The 19,626-nt window shown below is 69.1% G+C and carries 18 protein-coding genes, 1 other RNA gene and 1 pseudogene; 7 read left to right on the forward strand and 13 right to left on the reverse strand.

All coding sequences use genetic code 11. From position 1 onward, the window contains the following. Positions 1-163 precede the first annotated feature (163 nt). The 9 genes and pseudogenes from ACFFCN_RS02020 to ACFFCN_RS02060 all read right to left on the reverse strand — a co-directional run. Positions 164-322, reverse strand: a pseudogene (locus ACFFCN_RS02020) (tyrosine-type recombinase/integrase); the annotation flags it as partial. 243 nt (positions 323-565) lie between these two features. After that, positions 566-1,042: a GtrA family protein gene (locus ACFFCN_RS02025; RefSeq protein WP_375489219.1), complete on the reverse strand. Its 477-nt coding sequence runs from the start codon at positions 1,040-1,042 to the stop codon at positions 566-568. A gap of 8 nt (positions 1,043-1,050) precedes the next feature. Next, positions 1,051-1,857: a polyprenol monophosphomannose synthase gene (locus ACFFCN_RS02030; protein WP_375489221.1), complete on the reverse strand. Its 807-nt coding sequence runs from the start codon at positions 1,855-1,857 to the stop codon at positions 1,051-1,053. Beyond that, a complete protein-coding gene (locus ACFFCN_RS02035; protein ID WP_375489222.1) occupies positions 1,854-2,537 on the reverse strand; it encodes a class F sortase in 684 nt (227 codons plus the stop codon). Before ACFFCN_RS02035 ends, ACFFCN_RS02030 begins: the two co-directional genes overlap by 4 nt. Further along, positions 2,534-3,604, reverse strand: coding sequence for a glycosyl hydrolase family 8 (locus ACFFCN_RS02040; protein ID WP_375489224.1), 1,071 nt, complete (start codon positions 3,602-3,604; stop codon positions 2,534-2,536). Before ACFFCN_RS02040 ends, ACFFCN_RS02035 begins: the two co-directional genes overlap by 4 nt. A gap of 98 nt (positions 3,605-3,702) precedes the next feature. Further along, the gene (locus ACFFCN_RS02045) at positions 3,703-4,605 is read right to left on the reverse strand and encodes a DUF4397 domain-containing protein (RefSeq protein ID WP_375489226.1); all 903 of its coding nucleotides are present in this window, start codon (positions 4,603-4,605) and stop codon (positions 3,703-3,705) included. Positions 4,606-4,684: 79 nt separating this feature from the next. After that, complete coding sequence (locus tag ACFFCN_RS02050; RefSeq protein WP_375489228.1) at positions 4,685-6,667, reverse strand: ArnT family glycosyltransferase; 1,983 nt, start codon at positions 6,665-6,667, stop codon at positions 4,685-4,687. Next, on the reverse strand, positions 6,667-7,977 hold the full coding sequence (locus ACFFCN_RS02055) for a glycosyltransferase (RefSeq protein ID WP_375489230.1): 1,311 nt from the start codon (positions 7,975-7,977) through the stop codon (positions 6,667-6,669). Before ACFFCN_RS02055 ends, ACFFCN_RS02050 begins: the two co-directional genes overlap by 1 nt. A 769-nt stretch (positions 7,978-8,746) precedes the next feature. Then, a complete protein-coding gene (locus tag ACFFCN_RS02060; RefSeq protein WP_375489427.1) occupies positions 8,747-9,709 on the reverse strand; it encodes a zinc-binding dehydrogenase in 963 nt (320 codons plus the stop codon). A 77-nt stretch (positions 9,710-9,786) separates the two neighbouring features. On the opposite strand from ACFFCN_RS02060, the gene ACFFCN_RS02065 reads away from it, so the two are divergent. Next, on the forward strand, positions 9,787-10,257 hold the full coding sequence (locus ACFFCN_RS02065; protein ID WP_375489232.1) for a MarR family winged helix-turn-helix transcriptional regulator: 471 nt from the start codon (positions 9,787-9,789) through the stop codon (positions 10,255-10,257). Positions 10,258-10,282: 25 nt separating this feature from the next. On the opposite strand, the gene ACFFCN_RS02070 is transcribed toward ACFFCN_RS02065, so the two are convergent. Further along, the gene (locus tag ACFFCN_RS02070; protein WP_375489234.1) at positions 10,283-10,660 is read right to left on the reverse strand and encodes a PLDc N-terminal domain-containing protein; all 378 of its coding nucleotides are present in this window, start codon (positions 10,658-10,660) and stop codon (positions 10,283-10,285) included. An 84-nt stretch (positions 10,661-10,744) separates the two neighbouring features. Between ACFFCN_RS02070 and ACFFCN_RS02075 the strand changes: the two genes are divergently transcribed. From ACFFCN_RS02075 to ACFFCN_RS02085, 3 genes are read left to right on the forward strand one after another with little or no spacing between them, the layout of a single operon-like run. Then, a complete protein-coding gene (locus ACFFCN_RS02075) occupies positions 10,745-11,884 on the forward strand; it encodes a Nif3-like dinuclear metal center hexameric protein (protein WP_375489236.1) in 1,140 nt (379 codons plus the stop codon). A 13-nt stretch (positions 11,885-11,897) separates the two neighbouring features. After that, positions 11,898-12,635: a zinc ribbon domain-containing protein gene (locus ACFFCN_RS02080; RefSeq protein ID WP_375489238.1), complete on the forward strand. Its 738-nt coding sequence runs from the start codon at positions 11,898-11,900 to the stop codon at positions 12,633-12,635. After that, positions 12,632-13,732 (forward strand): bifunctional RNase H/acid phosphatase, encoded by a 1,101-nt coding sequence (locus tag ACFFCN_RS02085; RefSeq protein ID WP_375489240.1) that lies wholly within the window; start codon positions 12,632-12,634, stop codon positions 13,730-13,732. The genes ACFFCN_RS02080 and ACFFCN_RS02085 overlap by 4 nt, the downstream gene beginning before the upstream one ends. A 9-nt stretch (positions 13,733-13,741) precedes the next feature. Here the strand turns inward: ACFFCN_RS02085 and ACFFCN_RS02090 are convergent, their stop codons facing one another. Beyond that, positions 13,742-14,986, reverse strand: coding sequence for an SLC13 family permease (locus tag ACFFCN_RS02090; protein ID WP_375489242.1), 1,245 nt, complete (start codon positions 14,984-14,986; stop codon positions 13,742-13,744). Between the two features lie 62 nt (positions 14,987-15,048). On the opposite strand from ACFFCN_RS02090, the gene rnpB reads away from it, so the two are divergent. Then, an RNA gene (gene rnpB, locus ACFFCN_RS02095) (RNase P RNA component class A) lies at positions 15,049-15,464 on the forward strand. Positions 15,465-15,809: 345 nt separating this feature from the next. Beyond that, positions 15,810-16,208: a histone H1-like repetitive region-containing protein gene (locus tag ACFFCN_RS02100; protein ID WP_375489244.1), complete on the forward strand. Its 399-nt coding sequence runs from the start codon at positions 15,810-15,812 to the stop codon at positions 16,206-16,208. 72 nt (positions 16,209-16,280) lie between these two features. On the opposite strand, the gene panB is transcribed toward ACFFCN_RS02100, so the two are convergent. After that, a complete protein-coding gene (gene panB / locus ACFFCN_RS02105) occupies positions 16,281-17,114 on the reverse strand; it encodes a 3-methyl-2-oxobutanoate hydroxymethyltransferase (RefSeq protein ID WP_375489246.1) in 834 nt (277 codons plus the stop codon). Between the two features lie 495 nt (positions 17,115-17,609). Here panB and ACFFCN_RS02110 point away from each other — a divergent pair, with 495 nt between their 5' ends. Then, the gene (locus ACFFCN_RS02110) at positions 17,610-18,890 is read left to right on the forward strand and encodes an Ig-like domain-containing protein (protein ID WP_375489248.1); all 1,281 of its coding nucleotides are present in this window, start codon (positions 17,610-17,612) and stop codon (positions 18,888-18,890) included. A gap of 55 nt (positions 18,891-18,945) precedes the next feature. Here the strand turns inward: ACFFCN_RS02110 and ACFFCN_RS02115 are convergent, their stop codons facing one another. Continuing rightward, positions 18,946-19,401 (reverse strand): helix-turn-helix domain-containing protein, encoded by a 456-nt coding sequence (locus ACFFCN_RS02115; protein WP_375489250.1) that lies wholly within the window; start codon positions 19,399-19,401, stop codon positions 18,946-18,948. Positions 19,402-19,626 lie beyond the last annotated feature (225 nt).

Below are 19,626 nucleotides of genomic sequence, written 5' to 3' on the forward strand. Positions count from 1 at the left end.
AGAGCACTCGGTTTACACCCGAGCGGTCACTGGTTCGATCCCAGTAACGCCCACCCCTTGCAGGCCCCGTAACTACTGGGGCACCGAAAGCTGGGCTGCGCACGGCAGCGTCGCGATGTACCCAGTGATCCGCAGAAAGTCCGTGAGCGATGAACCACGGCGTCAGACGGTCGGCCACGGCGTCCAAGTCGTCGTCGAAGAGGTCGGCGTAGGTGTCTGGCGTCATCACCGCCGAGGCATGCCCGCGCATCGCTTGGACGGCCTTGACGTGGGCGCCGGCACTGACCACGAGCGAGGCAGCGGTGTGCCGCAGTTCGTGCGGGTGAGCCCCGCTTCGCCGATCGTCTCCGCCGCATGATTGAACCAGTCACGCGCGCGTTGCGGTTGCGCAACGGAGCTCCGGTGCGCGTCGTGAACACGCGGTCGGCCCAGCGGCATCCGCCAGCGCCTCTAACTCGCTGGTAGTCAGATACCTGCGACGGCTTGATGAGGCGCGGAAGCTCGGTGCCGAGCGCCGGATTGGACGCGTCTACGCGACGCAACGTAGGCGCGCCAGGCTCATCTCTTAGGTTTCGGCGACGGCAAGGGCGACGGCGCCATCGGCAGCGGTAGGGGTTGTCGAAGCGCCGACGCTGCTGCTCACGGCGGGCTCGGTGAACACGAAACTCCGGTAAGCCCAGAAGCGCATCATGGTGCCGAGTCCGATACCGACAATGCTCAGAACATTGACGAGCGCCGGATCACGCTGAGCGTGACCAAGATAGGCGGTGGCGAGAACGAGCTCACCGATGACGAGTGTGATGGCGTTGACGAGGACGAAGGCAACAGCTTCACGGTAAAGATGTTCTCGACGGCGGTGCCGAAACGACAGCCAGCGGTTACCCGCGTAGGCGACCGCGCAGGAGACGACCATCGCCGTCGCGTTGGCCCCCAACGGTCCTATGCCGCGGTGGACGAGCAGGTTGAGCACTGCGAGCTGCACTACGAAGGCAGCGGCGCCGACCCCGCTGAAAGCCAGACCTTCCCGCACGAGCAGCCGCACCGGTGTATTCATCGTTGCCACGAACCGGCTGGTGCCACACCAGGGCCAGCGGCGAGCACACCGTGCGTCCGGCCTCGGGTTGCGGCACGCTCGCGTCGCGAGTGGATACCCCACCTGGTGACCTGTGCGAGCGCCTCGCGCACGACGTCGCCGCTCATCTTGCTGACCCCGAATTGTCGCTCGGCGAAGGTGATGGGCACTTCTACGACGGTGTAGCCGGCGCGTTCGGCGCGATGCGCAAGGTCGATCTGGAAGCAGTAGCCACGCGAATCGACACCCGCCGCGGTGATCGCGCGGAGCGCGGCGGCGCGGTACGCCCGGTAACCGCCCGTCGCGTCGCGCAACCGGGTGCCGAGCGCGCGGCGGACGTACAGGTTGCCGATGCGCGACAGCAGTTCACGCCGGCGCGGCCAATCGACGACACCGCCGCCGGCCACGTAACGCGAGCCGAGTACGACGTCGGCTGTCTCGAGCGCCGCGAGCAGGCGGGGGAGCTGCTCAGGTGCGTGTGATCCGTCGGCGTCCATCTCGACGACGACGGCAAAGTCGCGGTCGAGTCCGACTTCGAACCCTGCGAGATAGGCAGCTGCCAGCCCGTCCTTGGCTCGGCGATGAAGGACGGTGATCTTGTGGTCGGCTGCGGCGAGTTCGTCGGCGAGTTCGCCGGTGCCGTCCGGGCTCGCATCATCGACGACGAGGACGGACGCTGCGGGCAGGCTGGCGCGCAGCCGGTGCACCGTGCTCGCCAGCGATTCGAGTTCGTTGTAGGTCGGCAGCACGACGAGCACGCCGTCCTCGCGAAGGTGGGTAGTCATGAGCCCTCCAGATGGGTTGTGACGACGAGGTTGTCGAGGTAGCTGCGCGCGTGTTCGTCGAACTTCCCGGTGCAGGTGATCAGCCTCAGAAGTGGAAGTGACGACGGCCCGTAGACGGCCTCGGTCGGGAAATGCTTTTTCGGATACCGCTGGTTTCGGTCGACGACGAAACGCAGTACGGCATGATCGGCGCGGGTGATCAGCACGATCGCACCGGTCTTGAGGTCGGTGAGCCGCGCGAAGACGGCCGGGCCGTTCACCGAGTCAATGTGGCCGGCGATGACCGCAGGTCCGGTGTCGCCGGGCCGCACACCGTCGGCGTACCAACCGGCGCGTTGCCACTGGCTCGGCGTCTGCAATTCCTTCGACGACGTGATGTGCAGTGATTGCAGGCCGGAGTCGACGTCGATGGACGGGATCCGAATGCGGATCGGTTGCGTGCCGGCAGGGTCTGCTGCCGCGGGCGCGGTCGGTCCGCCAGCGCCTGCCCGGACGGGCGACGAGGTTGCAGCGGACGACGTGGCGTGCGCGGAGCGGGCCGGTGGCGATGCGGCGCGGTGTGCGGAACCGGCGCCGCTGCAGGCAGTCAGGGCAACGGCAGCGGCGATACCGACGCCGACGGGCAGCCCCACCATGCGCCGAGCGACCCGCAGACGGGAATGGGTCGCGTAGCGCATCATGTCCGCTCCCCGGCGCAACTGCCCAGTCGGTTGCTGCGCAACAGCACGGAGCCGAGCGCGAGCCAGGCCGCTCCGTAGTAAGTAGGGGACTGCTTGTTCTGTGCGGCGGCCGCGTCGAGGGCGCGGCCGGCGGCTGGGCTGTCACCGCGCGCGGTGTCGATCGCGGCGGCGCCGACAGCGGTGATGGGGTTGTGCCAGCTCACGACGTCCGAGTCGCTTAGCGTGCGGATCGCTACGGCGTTGGGCCGCATTGCGGCGGTGCTCGCGTGCGCCGCGAGTGCGCGGTCGGTCGCGCTGCACGAGGCGGCGAGTCGGATGAATAGGCGCGGCGCCGAGAGTCCGTACTGCGGAGCCTCGGACGTGCCCGGGGCACCGCTCGGGCGCACTGCAGCCACGCCGCCCGACGCCGGAGCGCTCACCCAGTCCGGTGGGAGCGCAGTGGCACGCAGAAGGGCGCGTTGCATGTCGCTGGTGCCGGTCGCGACCGCGCGCCAGCCGGCCTCGCCGGTGGCCGCGGCGAAAGCGCTGGCGGTGCCGGCGACGAGGTAGTCCGGATCGACGTTGGCGGGGCCGTTGCCGCGGCGGACGGCCCACGGACCGCCCGCAAGCAGGCGTCCCGGCGCGGAGGCAACCGTCGAGGACTGCAGCAGCGCGGTGCTGACGCGCATCCCCTGGCGGCGCAGCGCGTCGTCGTGCCAGGTCGCTCCGGCACCTAACAGGGCCGTGGCGGTGTCGGCGTCCGCGTCGGCGGCCGGCTGCGGGTCCCTTACCGCCCCGTCGCGCCAGATCCAGGCCAGCGAGCCGTCGGGGCGCTGCAGGTGAGTACGCGTCCACGTCCAGATCGCATCGAATCGGGCGTGGTCGCCGAGCGCCAGTGCCAGCAGCATGCCGTAGGCCTGGCCCTCGCTGACCGTGTCCCCGCCCTGGTCGCGACGTACGACCCGCCCGTCCTGGTTGACCCAGTCGTGCAGGAACGACTCGGCTCGGGCGCGGGTGGTGCCGTCCAGGGCGGTTGCGGGGCGGGTCGTCGGAACGGACGAGGGGGGCAGCAGCACGGTGACAGCCACGGCGACGACGCCAAGCACGGCCGCCGCGACGATGAGGCGTTTTCGCGACGGTGGCCGGCGGCCAGGTCGATCATGTAATTGTCCTCGGACGTCAAGGGTCACGAGGGGCGTGCGGCGGCGCGCCGCCGTCCCGCCACTCCTGCGCCCGCGAGCACGACGGCGGCCAACGCGCCGAGCAGTGCGTCACGTAGCCCGCCGCCTGAGGGCTGCGCCTGGTGCGAACCTGCCAGTCCACCACCACCTGCGTCGACGGAGCCGGTCGGCGTCTTGGCAGCTGCCGCAGCGTCCACCGAGTCGATCACCCGGATGCCGTGCTCGGGTGCATCGAGCAGGAACACCGTCGTGACACTGCCCGCGCGGATGGAGACGTCCCGGTCGGTCGTGTTACCACCGCCGGTGGCCTGCAGCCGCCACGTGCCCGCCTTCACGGCCGCGTACTTCGTGCTGGTGCCGAAGGCGGCACCGCGCGCGACGACGGGTCCGTTCTGTGTCGCGACGTCCGCGTCACCCGCCCGGCTCGCGGCCTGGATCAGTCGCACATTGCCGTACCCGCTCTTCGGCGGGGTCAGGTTGTCGTTGAACACCACGCCGCGATGCGTGCTGCCGGTGCCGATCTCGGCTGCGGTGTAGGCGTACCCGGGCTGTGCGGTGACGCTCCACGTCTGTAGTGCGGGACTGGTCGCCGCCGCGCCGTGTCGCCGGATCGAGAAGGTGTACGAGCCGGCGGGAACCTGCTTGTACTTGCCGACGTCGCCGTACTTCGCGTCGTCGAGATAGCTGGTGACTGTGCCGTTGAATGAGGTGATGGTGATGTCGACGCCTGGCATATCGGGAGACAGGTGGGCGACGCGGATCGTCGCCGGTTGGCCGGGCGCGGCTTGCGCCGCTGACGCGGCTGCGACGGCCGGTCCCAGCAAGCCGACGCCGATCAGCGCTGCGGCAGATGCGGCGACACCGCCGGCGCGACGAGCCCGGTGGGCGTTTCGGGCAGACTTGAGCATGATTCCTCCACAGAGATGGTGGGCGAAGCGGTGACCGGCCGTTGTTCGCCGGCGTCCTGCGGTCGATCGGGGGCAGGTGTCAGTAGTCCGAACCTGCGGGGACGGGTGCCAGGGGCCAGGTGACCTGCACCGTCCCCTTCGACTTGGTGCGCACGACGGCGCGACCGTCGGTGGCCGGTAGGCCGGCGATGACGGCACGCACCGTCGTCGGCGTCGTGCCGCGCACGATCATGCTTCGCACGGCCAGGCCGGCGGCGGTCTCGGCCGGATCCTCGGGCAGCTTGTCGACCGTGATCGGTCCGGTCCGCGTGAGCTGGGCAAGCGTGGTCGCGGCACGCATATCCAGATGCCCGCCGAGCAACTCGGCACGGGCTTGACCCTGGATGCGCAGCGCCGGATTGCGGCCGAGCGCGGTGCCGGCGCTGAGCCGCTCGACAGCATCGGCGCGTCGCAGCCGCGGCACCTGGGCGACGCCACCGGACAGCACCCTGCGTATGTCTACCGCGGTCAGACCGGTACCGAAACGGGCCACCTCCACCGAGGACGAGACCGCCTTGTTCAATGAGGCAAGCCCTTGGGGGTCGCTGCGCACCGACTGCGTCAACACGACGTAGCTGTAGTCGCGCCAGCCGGCCGGGGACAGTTTTTCCACTGCAGGGTCGGTGTCGATCTTGTAGTACCAGACGACGTTCTGACGCGGAAAGCCGGCGCGCACGAGGTCCACCCAGTACGCATCGTCGACCGCCATGCGGGCCGTCTTGGGAATGTTGTGCTCGATCCAGCGCTCCGACGCCGCGACTGGCGCGTCGGGATTCGACCGCAGCTCACCGCGCAGTTTCGGCAGCCAGGTGAGTGCGCCGGCCACCAGTGCAGCGACAACGACCACGGCAACGACCGGGGTCACCGGCCCGACGCGGTGGCGCAGCGTGCGCGCCTCGACCTTCCAGCGTGCGGGCCGCCAGTGCGCCGCGACGTCGGCCACTCCGGCCACGACGACCGCGGCTAAGGGCAGTAGTGCGATCGCGAACGGCACCGGTAGGTAACCCGGCTTGAAGACGATCAGCACCAGCAGCGCGAAGCCGATCGCTACCGGACGGATGCGTCGCATGAACAGGCCGATGACGGTTGCCGACACCGCGAGCGTCGGCAGTACGGGATCCAGGTTCAGCCACTCGTGTAGATGGTCGTAGCCGAGCGTGCCGGGTGTCAGCACGCTGCCACTCGCAGGCCGGCTGAACAGTTGGAACTTGACGCCGGTCCACAGACTGACGTGCCCCGGACCGGGCAAGAACTCGCCCTTGACCAGGGCGTAGAGCCCGTAGGTCGAGGTGGCTAGCACGAAGGTGACCGCAGCGAGCGTCAACGCGTATCGCCGGCTACCGCTGTTGCGCGTCCCCCTCCACAGCAGGACCGCGAGCGCGGGCAGCACCAGAATCGACGTCTCCTTCGACAGCACCGCGACGGAGAAACACAGCGCGGAGCCGACGAACGCGGAGAGCCGCTTCTGGGGCGTCAACGCGAGCACAAACGAGGCGATCAACCACGGCGTCGCGATGTTGTCCAGGTAGACCGTCCGGTGGAACTGGATGGCCAGTGGCGACAGCGAGAAGAGCAACACCGCGAGCCCGGACGTCCAACGGGCCATCAATAGGCGGCGACACAGCGCCCACAGCAGGACGCAGCTGGCCAGTTGGACGACGAGCATCGCCTCCCGCCCGGCGAGCACCGCATTGTTCGAGTAGCGGCCGAAGGCGTCAGTCGACCACGTGTAGACGGCCAACTGCAGCCAGCCGAGCGGCGGATGGTCGTACCAGTACGTGTAGTGACTGAGCGTTCCAAAGGTCTGCACGGCATAGGCCTGCGCGACGTAGGTGCCTTCGTCGTCGATGCGTACCGGGTACCGCGCCATGTTCAGTGCCTGCACGACGCCGGAGAGCAAGAGCAGCGGCGTCAGAACGAGCAGGCTGGCACGGTGGGCGCGCAGCCTGCCGCGCAGACGTGCTTGCCTATGCGGCCGAGTGACCCCCGGGCCGACTCTGGCGATCTCGACGTTCGCGGTCATCAGGCGGCCTCCGTCCCGAAGGTGGCGAGCTCGCGCGGCGCGGGCTCGCGGTGCAGGTTGGAGTGTGCGGTCTTCTCCCACGACCCCTGTCCGCGTACCTGCCGCACGACGGCGCGGGCCGCAGCGAACGCCAGGATGAGCTGGTAGGGGACCGCGCCGAGGATGAGGTACAGATAGTCCCGCAGGCGGGCACGGGTGCCGTAGGTGCGGCAGAAGTCGCCGTACGCGACCATCTCCATCGCCACGGTCAGGACTGTCGGAGCGATCGGCAGCAGGGTCAACAGCGCGATGCCGGTAGGCACCTTGATGGCGAAGATCGTGATCAGCGACAGCGGAACAAGCAAGCCGGTGAAGGCCTGCAGGAACGGCATCGATAGCGTGTACCGGGCGAGCAGCCGCTGCCCGCGCGTCGGCAGTTTGCGCCATTCGCCCTTACGCAGCACCTGCAGGAATCCCTGGTTCCACCGGGTGCGCTGCTTGACCAGCGAACGCACGGTGTCCGGTGTTTCCTCGCGGGTCACTACTTCGGGCTCGTAGGCGACGACGACCTTGGCGCCGTGGCTGGACAGCCGCACGCCGATCTCGCAGTCCTCGGCCAGGCATTCGGGATCCCAGCCACCGTGCTCGACGAGCAGCTCGCGACGGGTGAACACCGTGTTGCCGCCGAGCGGGATGAACGCGCGCTGCGCGTGAAAGTGCAACCGGCTGCGGAACCAGAAGTAGTACTCGAGGCAGTTGCGCAGTGTCCACCAGCTGGTGTGGACGTTCATCAGTTGCACGCCGCCCTGCACGACGTCGGCGCTCGTCGCAGCGAAGCGCGCGTCGACGTGGCGCAGCAGTTCCGGGTGGACGTCGTCCTCGGCGTCGAAGATGCCGACGATGTCGCCGGTGCAGTGTTCGAGCGCGGTGTTCAACGCCTTGGGCTTGTTCTTGGGCACCGAGTCGTCGACCACCACCTTGACCCGGTCAGGGTGGCGACGCGCGGCCTGCTCGGCCACCCGACGGGTGCCGGGGTCGTCGTCGCCGACGATGGCGATGACCTCGACGTGGGGGTGCGTGGAGTCGGCGAGGCGGTCCAGGGTCTGGCCGAGTACGAGCTCCTCATGGCGGGCCGGGACGAGGAGGGAGAAGCTGCGCCGCGGCTGGGGCAGGTCGGAGTCGCCCCTGTCGTCGCGAAACCGCGTCCCGGACAGATGCTGGGGGCTGCGCCACGCGTGCAACATCCACGACAACGTGGTCACCGCGACGACGAACAGCACGATGCTGAGCACCGACAGCACGGCGATGACGCCTACCGATGACCAGTCCACGCCACCTGCCCCGTCACGGATGGAGGGGGCGCCGACGGGCGCTTCGGGCACGACATTGGCATTCGACATTCCCGGTGTTGGCGCACCCGGTGGCAGTACCGGGTCGCTCGCCCCTCGGGCCGGGCTTGCGGTAGCAAGCAGCGCGCCAGAGACAGAGGCGACCGCCGCGGTGAGTATGGCCGGAGCGCTATGAGCGCGCGCGAACAGAAGGGTTAGACGTTGCACTGCAAGGGTCCCCCGTGAACTCAGCAACGGGCCGGCAGTGGTTGCGCCGTGTGGAGCGAACAGACGACGTCATACTGACGCCGCTCGTCTCCCTCTCAACGACGATCCGGGACGAATGTGTCCACCGGTTCAACGGCAATCAAAAAGGCCGCATACGTCACAATCTTGCGAATGTTGCTGACTGCAGGGCAGACCCAAGCATCCTGTTGATGAATGCTCCCCGGGGCCGCGCCGCTCGCACACCCCCGTCGGCGAGACCGTCGTGCAGGCCCATCTGATCGGTGGCACGTACTACTTCGAGGCCGATTCCGCCAACGACCAACACGACGGACCGCACGCCGCCTGGTCGCAAGCAGACTTTGTAGCTTCCTCCAGGTAGCAGCAGCGGTGATCTTGACTACGGTTCCTATGGATCTTCGTCAGTCCGCATCTAGTCCGCAAGAAGTCCGCCCGCAGTGCCGGGTGCACGCTCACCTCGCCCGGCCCGCATTCCAGAACCGCGGGTTCGGCGACAACAGCGCCGGCGCCGCTCGGTTGCGTGCGACTACGGAATGAAGACGGTGCGGACGCCCGGGCGGTCCGGGCGGATCCACGCCTGCTCGACCGCAGCCAGCGGCACCTGCTCGAGGGTGAATCCGACCGATCCGGCGGCGATCTCATCGATCAGCGACGGCAGCTCTGCCAGATAGCCGGCTGCCGACACGGCGCCCTGACCGTTGCCCTGCAGACGCAGGTTCGCCGACCGCAGCGCCACCGACGGCAGCGCGAGGTCCGGCCCGGCGACGGCACCGATCTGCACCCAGTTCAACTCCCGGCTGCGGTCGCTGCGCGCTTGCAGCACCGCCAGCATGGCGAGCCGCGCCGGTTCGGCCCACAGGTAGTCGAGCACGACGTCGACCTCGGCCGCCGCCTCGGCAAGGGCTCGGGACGTCGCGTCGACGTCGTCGGTCAACGCGACGACGCCGTCGGCGCCGCATTCGCGCAGAGCATCGAGACGCGTGCGATCGCGTCCCGCGCCGAGCACGCGGCCGGCACCCAGCCGCTTGGCGAGCCGCACAGCCATCGTGCCCGCGTTCCCGGTCGCGCCGAGCACAAGCACCGATTGCCCCTCCTGCAGCGGCACACGGCGGCGCAGCGCGACCCAGGACGACATGGCCGGGTTCATCGTCGCGGCCACCTGCGCAATGTCGACATCGTCGGGCAGCACCACCGACCGAACCGGATCGATCACGGTCTGCCCGGCCATCGACCCGAGCTTCTCGTCGTCGGCCACGAAGTACGCCAGGCGGCCGTCCGGGCGGCGTGCGACGCCGTCGATGCCCGGCACCATCGGCAGGGTGCCGCTACTCGTGTAGTGCCGCCCGGCGGCGCCGGAGCGCACCCGAGGGTGCAGGCCGGCGGCGAGCACGTCGACGACCTCCTCGCGGCCGGAGGGCTGCGGAACGTCGAAGGACTGATATCGCGGTGGGCGGTCGAACGTGGTGACCACCGCGGCATGCGTCGTCATCATTCTATTACTCCTTTAGTTCGTGGCACGTACTAAACTAGATGGTGACACAAACTAAATCAAGGTAGGCTTGGATCATGTCGACCGATTCAGGCCGCGAGCGGTTGAGCACCGTCGATGCGCTCGCGCAGCTGTCGTTCGCTGTCAATGGCGTGCTCGAGCGCCGCGCCGCCAGACACGACCTGTCGATGATCCAGACGCGGTTGCTGGGCGTGCTGCGCGATCGACGGCCGACGATGAATCAGCTGGCCGGATATCTCGAGCTGGACAAGTCCAGCGTCAGCGGATTGGTCGATCGCGCCGCACGCCGCGGCCTGGTCGAGCGGGTCGCCTCCGCGACCGACGGCCGCGCGGTGCACGTCGCGCTCACCCGCCGGGGACGGGCCCTCGCCGCGCGCGTGTCCGCGGAGTTCGAGAACGACGTGGAGAGCCTGCTCGAGCCTCTTGCAGCGGCGCAACGTCTGACGCTTGCCGACCTGGCCGCCCGGGTGGTCGCTGTCGACGTCGAGAGGCGCGGACTCGACCTGTCGGCCGGGCCGCTCCATTGAGGTGCGCGCAGCGGGCGCTCGCTCGTCAGGTTGGTGTCTCGTCGCTGGGCGAGTCGCTGCCGTCGGCCTCACGGGCGCGGCGGCGCTGCTCGTCGGCCCGGCGGCGCAGGTTGGCGAGGAACTCCTCGTCGTCATCCGGGTTGCTCGCCCGCGCCGATGTGCGCGGTGCGGGCGCGTAACCGCGGTTGCCCTTGTACGGCAGGGTCGCCGTGGTCGAGTTCCACGGGTGCCCGGCGACCAGCCAGACGATCGAGCCGATGTCGGGGAGGATGAGGACGATCAGCAGCCACACCATCTTCGGCAGGTTGCGCGCCGCGCCGTCCGGCGTGGTGATCACGTCGATGATGCAGAAGATCCACAGGGCGAGCATGATCAGCCCGAGACCACCGTCGAAGAACAGCATGCAGACCCCCTGCGCGTGTAAAGGTGGCGCAAGGCTACCGGCCGTACGCCCAGCTGACACTCCCGCGCGCGATAGGTTCTCGACGTGCCCGACATCGGTGACGTGCTCGACGTCCTGGACGCGTGGTTCGTCCCGGATTGGGCGGAGGAATGGGACGCGGTCGGGCTGGTGTGCGGTGACCGCCGTGAGCCGGTGCGGCGTGTCCTGCTCGCCGTCGACGCGGTGCCGACGACCGTCGATCAAGCCGTCGACTCCGGGGCCCAACTGCTGCTGACGCACCATCCGCTGCTGTTGACCGGGGTGCACGGCGTGCCCGCGGACGATCCCAAGGGCGCGCTCGTGCATCGCATGATCCGCTCGGGCGTCGGACACTTCGTCGCGCACACGAACGCCGACGTGGCGTCGCCCGGGGTGTCCGACGCGCTCGCCGCCCTGCTCGGCGTGCACGACCTGCGCCCGCTCGCGCCGCAGACCGATCCGCCCATGGACAAGCTCGTCGTCTACGTCCCGCACGACGCCGAGCAGCCCATGATCGACGCGCTCGCCAGAGCCGGCGCCGGCCGGCTCGGCGACTACGACCGCTGCGCCTGGACGACGTCCGGCACCGGCACGTTCCGTCCGCTCGACGGCGCGCACCCGGCGATCGGCACCGTCGGCGACATCGAGCAGGTCGCCGAGTCACGGGTGGAGATGATCGTGCCCACCGGACGCCGTGCCGCCGTGCTCGCGGCCATGCGCGCCGCCCACCCGTACGAGGAACCGGCGTACGACGTGTTGCCCATGACGCCGTTACCGAGCGCGCGTGGCACCGGGCGGGTCGGCGAGCTCGCCGAGGCGACGACGCTGGCCGGGTTCACCGAGGCGGCTGCGCGCCGGCTACCGGCGACCGCGTGGGGTGTCCGCGCCGCAGGTGATCCGCAGCGGCCGGTCCGTTCCGTCGCGGTATGCGGCGGCTCGGGCGGCTCGCTGGCCGAGCAGGCACGCCGAGCCGGTGCCGATGTCCTGCTCACCGCCGACCTCAAGCACCATGCCGCGGTCGAGGCGGTCACCGAACGCGGCGGCGACGGCATGGCGCTGATCGACGCCGCGCACTGGGCCACCGAGGCGCCCTGGCTCGACGCGCTGGCGGCTGCGTTGCGCGCCCGATTCGGCACTACGGTGGACGTCGACGTCTCCCGGACGGTCACCGATCCGTGGACATTGCACGCCCCTTCACCGAAATGAGTCCGAGCCGCACGTGAACGCCGACACCGCTACCCAGCTCCGGCTGCTCGACCTCCAGGCCGCCGACACATCCCTCGAGCAGTTGGCACACCGCCGTCGGTCCCTGCCCGAGCTCGCGGCGCTGGCCGAGCGCACGTCGGCGGCGCAGGCCCTGCACGACGAGGTCGTGGACGCGCGCACCTCGCTCGACGACATCGCGACCGACCAGAAGCGGGTCGAGGCCGACGTGGAGACGGTGCGCGCGCGGACGACCCGCGACGAAGCGCGTCTGCAGACCGGCGGGTTGCCTTCGCGCGAGCTGGAGAGCCTGCAGCACGAGATTGCGACCCTCGCCCGGCGCCAGTCGTCCCTCGAGGACGACGTACTCGAGATCATGGAGCGCGCCGAGCAGGCCGAGTCGGCGCTGACCGACGCGCAGCGCAAACACGATGAACTGGATGTCGAGATCACCGACCTGCAGCGCAGACGCGACGCCGCCTTCGCCGAGATCGACGCGGCCACCGCGGCCCGCACGCCGGAACGCGAAGGCATCGCGGCCGGCATCCCGACCGATCTGATGGCGCTCTACGAACGTGCCCGCGCGCACAGCGGCACCGGAGCCGCGTTGTTGCGCCAACGCCGCTGCGAGGGCTGCCACATCGAGCTGTCCGGCAGCGAACTCGCCGCCGCGCGCAGGGCCGACGACGACACGGTGCTTCGCTGCGAGAACTGCCGCGCGATCCTCGTGCGTACCGCCGAGTCCGGTCTGTGACCGCTGCGCACGAGCGCGTCGTCGTCGAGGCGGACGGCGGTTCGCGGGGCAATCCCGGGCCCGCGGGTTACGGCGCTGTCGTCTTCGACGCCGACGGCGGCCTGCTCGCCGAGCGCAGCGAATCGATCGGCGAGCAGACCAACAACGTCGCCGAGTACAGCGGGCTGATCGCCGGCCTCGAGGCGGCGCACGAGTTGGGTGCCCGATACGTCGCGGTGCGGATGGACTCGAAGCTCGTCGTCGAGCAGATGAAGGGCACGTGGCAGATCAAGAATTCCGCGCTGCGTGAACTTGCTCGGCGAGCTGTCGAGCTGCGCGCGTCGTTCGAGAGCATCACCTTCGAGTGGATCCCGCGTGAGCGCAACAAACATGCGGACCGGCTCGCGAACGAGGCGATGGATCGTGCCGCAGGTCGCCCGGTGCGCGCTGAGCGACCGCGTGCCTCGACCGGCGCGGCGCCGGTGCCGCAGTGGTCCCCACCTGTCGGGGCGCCGACCAGGTTCGTCCTCGTCCGGCACGGCGCGACGGCGCACTCGGCGGACAAGAGATTCTCCGGGCGCAACGATCTGCCGCTCGACGAGACGGGGGAACGCCAGGCGGCTGCGCTCGCCGTACGCGACTTCGGCGCGGTGCGCGCCGTCGTCAGCTCACCGTTGCGCCGCACGCAGCAGACGGCGTCGCTGATCGCCGACCGACTCGGCCTCGCTGTCGAGACCGTCGACGACCTCGCCGAACTCGACTTCGGCGCCTGGGAGGGCCTGACCGCCACGGAGGCCCGCGCGCGAGACGGCGCAGCGTTCGACGCGTGGGCGGCGTCGCAGGACAACGCCCCGCCGGACGGTGAGTCGTTCGCCGCGCTCGGCCGCAGGGTGCGCCGAGGGCGCGAGGCGATCGTCGCCGCCCACACCGACGAGACCGTCGTCGTGGTCACGCACGTGACGCCGATCAAGACGCTCATCTGCTTCGCGCTGGACGCCCCGCCGCAGGCCATGTTCCGCCTGCACCTCGACACCGCTTCGGTGTCGGTGATCGACTATTTCGCCGACGGTGCGTCGTCCGTGCGGCTGGTCAACGACACGTCCCACCTGCGCGGCTGACGATCGTCGTCACGTCCCGACGGTCACCGTCGCCAGCCAGAGTGCAGCGCTGCCGACGACGAGCAGCACGGGCACGGTCACCGCGCCGAGCGTGTGGAACTGGGCCGCGCGCGGGCGCAGGTCGTGCGGCAGCAGGCGTCGCCACAACAGCGTCGCGAGCGATCCCGGATAGGCGAGGTTGGGCCCGATGTTCACGCCGAGCAGCACTGCGAGTACCAGCGCGGGCTGACCGGCCACCGCCGGCAGCAACGCCAGCGTCGCCGGCAGGTTGTTCACGACGTTCGCGAGCAACGCCGCCAGCAGCGCCGTGGCGAGGAGGGCGACGAACGACGTACCAGACGGCACGAGGTCCGCGAGGTGTGCGCCGAGGCCGTGTCGCGTCACCGCGTTGACGATGACGGCCAGCGCCAGCACGAAGGCGCAGAACCCGGGCGACGCGGCGTCGATGATCGTCAGAGGGCGCACGTCGCGCTGCAGCACACGCGGCACGAGCAGTGCCACGGACCCGAGCGCCGCGGCCCACGCCGGTGCCACGTGGGTCGCGGACGTGACGACGAACAGGACGACTGTGACGGCGAAGACGCTCAACGCGTAGCGCGGTGCCGGCAACGTCGTGTCGATGTTCTTCGCGCGCGTCCGCAGATCGCGTCGGAAGAACACCCGCAGCGCCGCCCATTCGAGCGTGCACGCGAGCAGCCACGGCAACGCCATGAGCGTGGTGAACCTGCCGAACGACAGACCGGCGGCACCGAAGGCCAGCAGGTTGGTCAGGTTGGACACCGGCAGCAGCAACGAGCCGCTGTTCGCCAGCCGCACCGATGTGTAGGTGAACGGGCGCGGCGGGATCTGCATCCGCCGCGCCGTGGCGACCAGCACCGGCGTCACCAGCACAACCGTCGCGTCGAGCGTCAGCGTCGCCGTGACGAGCGCGGCCATCGTGACCGCGCGCAGCAGCAGCCGGGTCGGCGAGCCGCGGCTGGCACGCGCGGCCCGGTTGGCCAGGTAGTCGAAGACGCCGGCCTCGGCGCACAGATGTCCGAACAGCAGGATGGCGGCGAGGAAGCCGACCGTGGGACCGATCTCGCGCAGCGTGCGCAGCGCCGCACGTCCGGGCTCGACACCGAGTGCGACGAGCAGACCGGCTGCCGGCACGGCGACGAGCGCCTCGCTCAGTCCGCGTGGCCGCGCGACCGCGAACGCGAGCGCGGCGACGAGAAGAACGACGGCGACGACGTCGGCGAACGCGCCCGGCACCGGACGACCTTATGAGATGCGATTTCACCGCCGGACGTGCGTAGCATGCGATGCGCGGCGGACGAGCCGACCGGACGGCCGCGGCGGTGCGGCAGCTACGGCTGCAACGGCGTCGAGGAAAGTCCGGACTCCACAGGGCAGGGTGGTTGCCAACAGCAACCCGGGGCGACCCGCGGGACAGTGCCACAGAAAACAGACCGCCGACCGCTGGTCCGCCAGCGTCGGTAAGGGTGAAACGGCGGTGTAAGAGACCACCAGCGTCGCGGGTGACCGCGGCGGCTAGGTAAACCCCACCCGGAGCAAGATCAAGAAGGGTCGGTCCGCCGGCCCGCGCAGACGTTCGAGAGCGGCCCGCTCGAGTCTGCGGGTAGATCGCTAGAGCCTGTCGGTGACGGCAGGTCGAGATGGATGGCCGTCGCTCGGACATCGGTACGCCGATGAACGGGAACAGGATCCGGCTTACAGGTCGACTCGTCCGTCGCCTGACTCGGGCGCCAGTGCGCTTCGTGCTCGCACCGGTGCGCGACAAACACGACATGCGGGCAATTGCATACCTTGAGGTATGGCCGGCGAGGGAAAAAAGTTTTCGGCGCGCGCGTGGCGCTTCGTTGTCGCAAGTCATTCGTGACGCATTGCAAAACCGTTATGGCGCAAGCGTTTGCGTTACGCATGTACATGCATCGACGGTCTTGCGTCTCTGTGCGGTGCGCTTCATGTCGCGTGACAAAACGGCGCGTCGTGTTGACGGGCGAGGCTGATCATCGTCAACCTTGATCGAGCGACGGAAGACGTCGACACGAAGTTGCCGAGGAGGCACACCGCAATGACCGCACCTGCGAAGAAGGCAGCCGCCAAGAAGGCTGCCAGGAAGTCGCCGGCAAGGAAGGCGGCTGCGAAGAAGTCGGCCGCCGCGAAGAAGACCGCACGTAAGACCGCGGCGCGCAAGACGACCGCACGCAAGACCGCGGCGAAGAAGGCAACGCGCAAGACCGCGGCGAAGAAGGCAACGCGCAAGACGGCTGCCAAGAAGACCGCACGCAAGACCGCGGCGAAGAAGGCAACGCGCAAGACGGCTGCCAAGAAGACCGCACGCAAGACCGCGGCCAAGAAGACCGCACGCAAGACCGCGGCGAAGAAGACCGCACGCAAGACCGCGGCGAAGAAGACCACCGCACGTAAGAGCACCGCCCGCAAGAGCACGGCGCGCAAGACCACGTCCTGAGTCTGCGTCGCACTGACACGACAGCGGGGCCGAACCGGTGAGGTTCGGCCCCGCTGTTTGCGGTCGTGACGTCTAGCTGTAGCTGTGCTCGGCGCCCGGGTAGGTGCCGGAGCGCACCTCGTCGGCGAAGGTCGACGCCGCGTCGCGCAGCGTGTCGCCGATCGCCGCGAACTGCTTGACGAACTTTGCGGGCTTGCCGGCATTGAGGCCGGCCATGTCCTGCCACACGAGCACCTGCGCGTCGCACGCCGATCCGGCGCCGATGCCGACGGTCGGCACGTGCAGCATGCGCGTGACCTGCGCGGCGGCTTCGGCCGGCACGACCTCGAGGACTACGGCAAACGCGCCGGCATGCTGCAGCGCCTTCGCGTCCTGCAGCAGGCGGTGTGCGGCTTCGTCGCCCCTGCCCTGCACCCGGTAACCGCCGAACGCGTTCACCGACTGCGGGGTGAGCCCGATGTGTGCCATGACCGGGATGCCTGCGGACACTAGCGCCTCGACCTGCGGGGCGATGCGCTGACCGCCTTCGAGCTTGACGGCTTGCGCGCCGCCTTCCTTCATGAAGCGGACCGCGGTGTCGAGCGCCTGCTGTGGCGAAGCCTGATAGGTGCCGAACGGCAGATCCGCGACGACGAGCGCGCGCGAGGTGCCGCGTACGACGCCGCGCACGAGGGGGAGGAGCTCGTCGACGGCAACCGGCACGGTCGTGTCGTAGCCGTAGACGACGTTGGCCGCCGAGTCCCCGACGAGCAGCACCGGAATCCCGGCGTCGTCGAAGACGCGTGCGGTGGAGTAGTCGTAGGCCGTGAGCATCGGCCAGCGTTCGCCGCGCTCCTTGGCTGCTTGCAGGTCGCGGATGGTGATCCGTCGATTGGTGACGCCGCCGTACAGGGATGCCTCGGCCATGCCGAACTCGCCTCACTTTCCTCGAGGCCGGCCGCGCCGGTCCCCGGGCTTGTCATGTGGACGAAACAATGGTGCAACGTACTGGCCGGTATGTCTGCGGGAACGCGCTGAGACGATGGTCACCGGGCCCCGGACGCCTGCGGTTCGCGGCCTATGCCCCCTTAAGTCTCGCCGGGTCGACGGCGCGGCCGGAGGGCCGTCGGTTGTGAAAGGGCTGCGACCGGGAGGCGGGACGCTTCGATTCTCGGCATAATTCGACCGGGCTGGTCGGATTAGGTGACGATCCGGTCTCGGGGGCAACCGATCACTTGCTGGGAACGTCCTGAATTTGTGATACGGCGTGAACCGGGCTTCGCCCGAAATACTCGTTACATAGGAGACACTGGTGCGCCGGCGCAGCCGGCTACCCGGCGGGAGGCACAGCAGTTGGCTAGGGAGGTCTCGATGCAGTCGGTTCGCAGCACTGAGCGAGGGTCGCAGGGGCGTGCACGCGCCGTGACGATCATCGCGTCAGTCGGCGCGCTCGCAACCCTGGCGGCGTGCACGACCGGCAGCCAGTCGACCGGCGGCAAGCACACTGCGGCGCCGACGAAGTCCGGCGCCAGCACGACCGCGGCGGCTGATCACTCGTCGTCCGCGGCGGACCCCGCCGTCATCACGATCTCCGGCGTCGGCACGCGGATCAGCCCGAGCACGCCGGTGAGCGTCTCCATCGCGCACGGCAAGATCACCGCGGTGAAGATGACCAACTCCGCCAAGAAGGCCGTCACTGGCGCGATGGCCGCCGACGGTGCCTCCTGGCGCGACACCGAGGACCTCGGTTACGGCAAGACCTACGACGTCGCCGTCACCGGCAAGAACGACGACGGCTCGTCCGTCGTCAAGAACGCGCAGATCAAGACGGTCGACCCGGACAACAAGGTCGATGTCGCGCTCGACCGCACCGGTGACTACCCGCTGAGCAAGGGCGCCACCTACGGCGTGGCCATTCTGCCGGAGTTCGTGTTCGACGAGGCCATCAGCAGCTCGGCCGACAAGCTGGCCGCGCAGAAGGCCATCACCATCACCACGACGCCGCACGTCGCCGGGGCGTTCGCCTGGAACGACGACCATCACCTGTACTACCGTCCGCAGGCTTACTGGCCGGCGGGGACGAAGGTGTCGATCAACGCGAAGATGTACGGCGCGCACCTCGGCAAGGGTCTCTACGGCCAGCAGGACAAGAGCACCAACTTCACCGTCGGGCGCAAGCAGACGACGATCGCCGACGACAACGCGCCGCAGTCGGTCAACACGGTCAAGGTCTACAACGCCGCCGGCAAGGTCATCAAGACCATGCACACGTCGATGGGCGAGCACGGCGGCACGAACGCCAACGGCCAGTACATCAACTTCTACACGCTCGACGGCACCTACACCGTGCTCACCCACGAGAACCCGGCGAACATGTCCTCGGACAGTTACGGCCTGCCGGCCAACGCCCCGGGCGGTTACAAGTCCGAGAAGATCTACTGGTCGACGAAGATCAGCGTGGACGGCATCTACCTGCACGAGCTGGACAGCACCGTGTACGCGCAGGAGCACGGCGCCGATGTGTCCCACGGGTGCCTGAACCTCAGCAAGTCGCACGCCCAGTGGTACTACAAGCACTCGATGGTCGGTGACCCTGTGGTGATCAACGGCAAGAAGGCAGCGCCGAAGATCCAGGTGTGGCAGGGCGGCGGCTGGAGCGTGCCGTGGTCCGCCTGGCAGACCGGCAACATCACCAAGTACTAGATCGCCTGCCACCCGGCTGCACCTGCAGCCGTTCCCTGCGGCCGACGCGGCTGTGTCACGTCGCGTCGTCCCAGGGGTGCGCCGGTGGCGGCAGGTCGGTGCGGGCGTTGCGTCGCGCGTGACCGCGGCGCGGGTGCCAGTAGCTGTACTCCGGCACCGCGGGGTCTGTGTTCCACCACGCGATGCGGTGCCACCCCCACCAGTTGAGGCCGTCACCCCAGTAGTTCGGCTTCATCAGGGGCAGATGTGCCGGAAAGTGCCGTCCGCTGCGATCGCGCAATCCATCACGATCGGTCTGCAGCACGAGCTGTCTGCGGCCGCCCCGTCGCTGGACGATCAGCTCGTACCCGACCGCGGCGAGCACCTTGTCGAACGTATCGATCTTGGGTGAGGTCACGCCGGCCTCGATGCGATCTATGGTCGAGCGAGGCACGCCGGCAACCTCCGCGAGCCGGCGTTGGCTGAGCCGGCGCTCGCCACGCACTGCGCGTAGCACCGCCGCGACGTCCACTCTCTGATCGTCGTCCGTTCGGTGCGGTCATGCGCCGCGGATGCGCAGCCTGTGGACGACGCTCGCTGTCGCGGGGTCGGACCGCGCCGGGCCTGGGACCGCATCAGGCCTGGGACCGCATCGCATCGGGCCTCGGACCGCATCGGGCATCGAGTGGTTCCCATCGCTCCTAGTGGATTGCCCGCATCCAGGCAGGCAATCCACTAGGACCGGACGCAGGCACCC

Source organism: uncultured Jatrophihabitans sp. (genome assembly GCF_964246335.1).
Taxonomy (GTDB): Bacteria; Actinomycetota; Actinomycetes; order Mycobacteriales; family Jatrophihabitantaceae; genus Jatrophihabitans.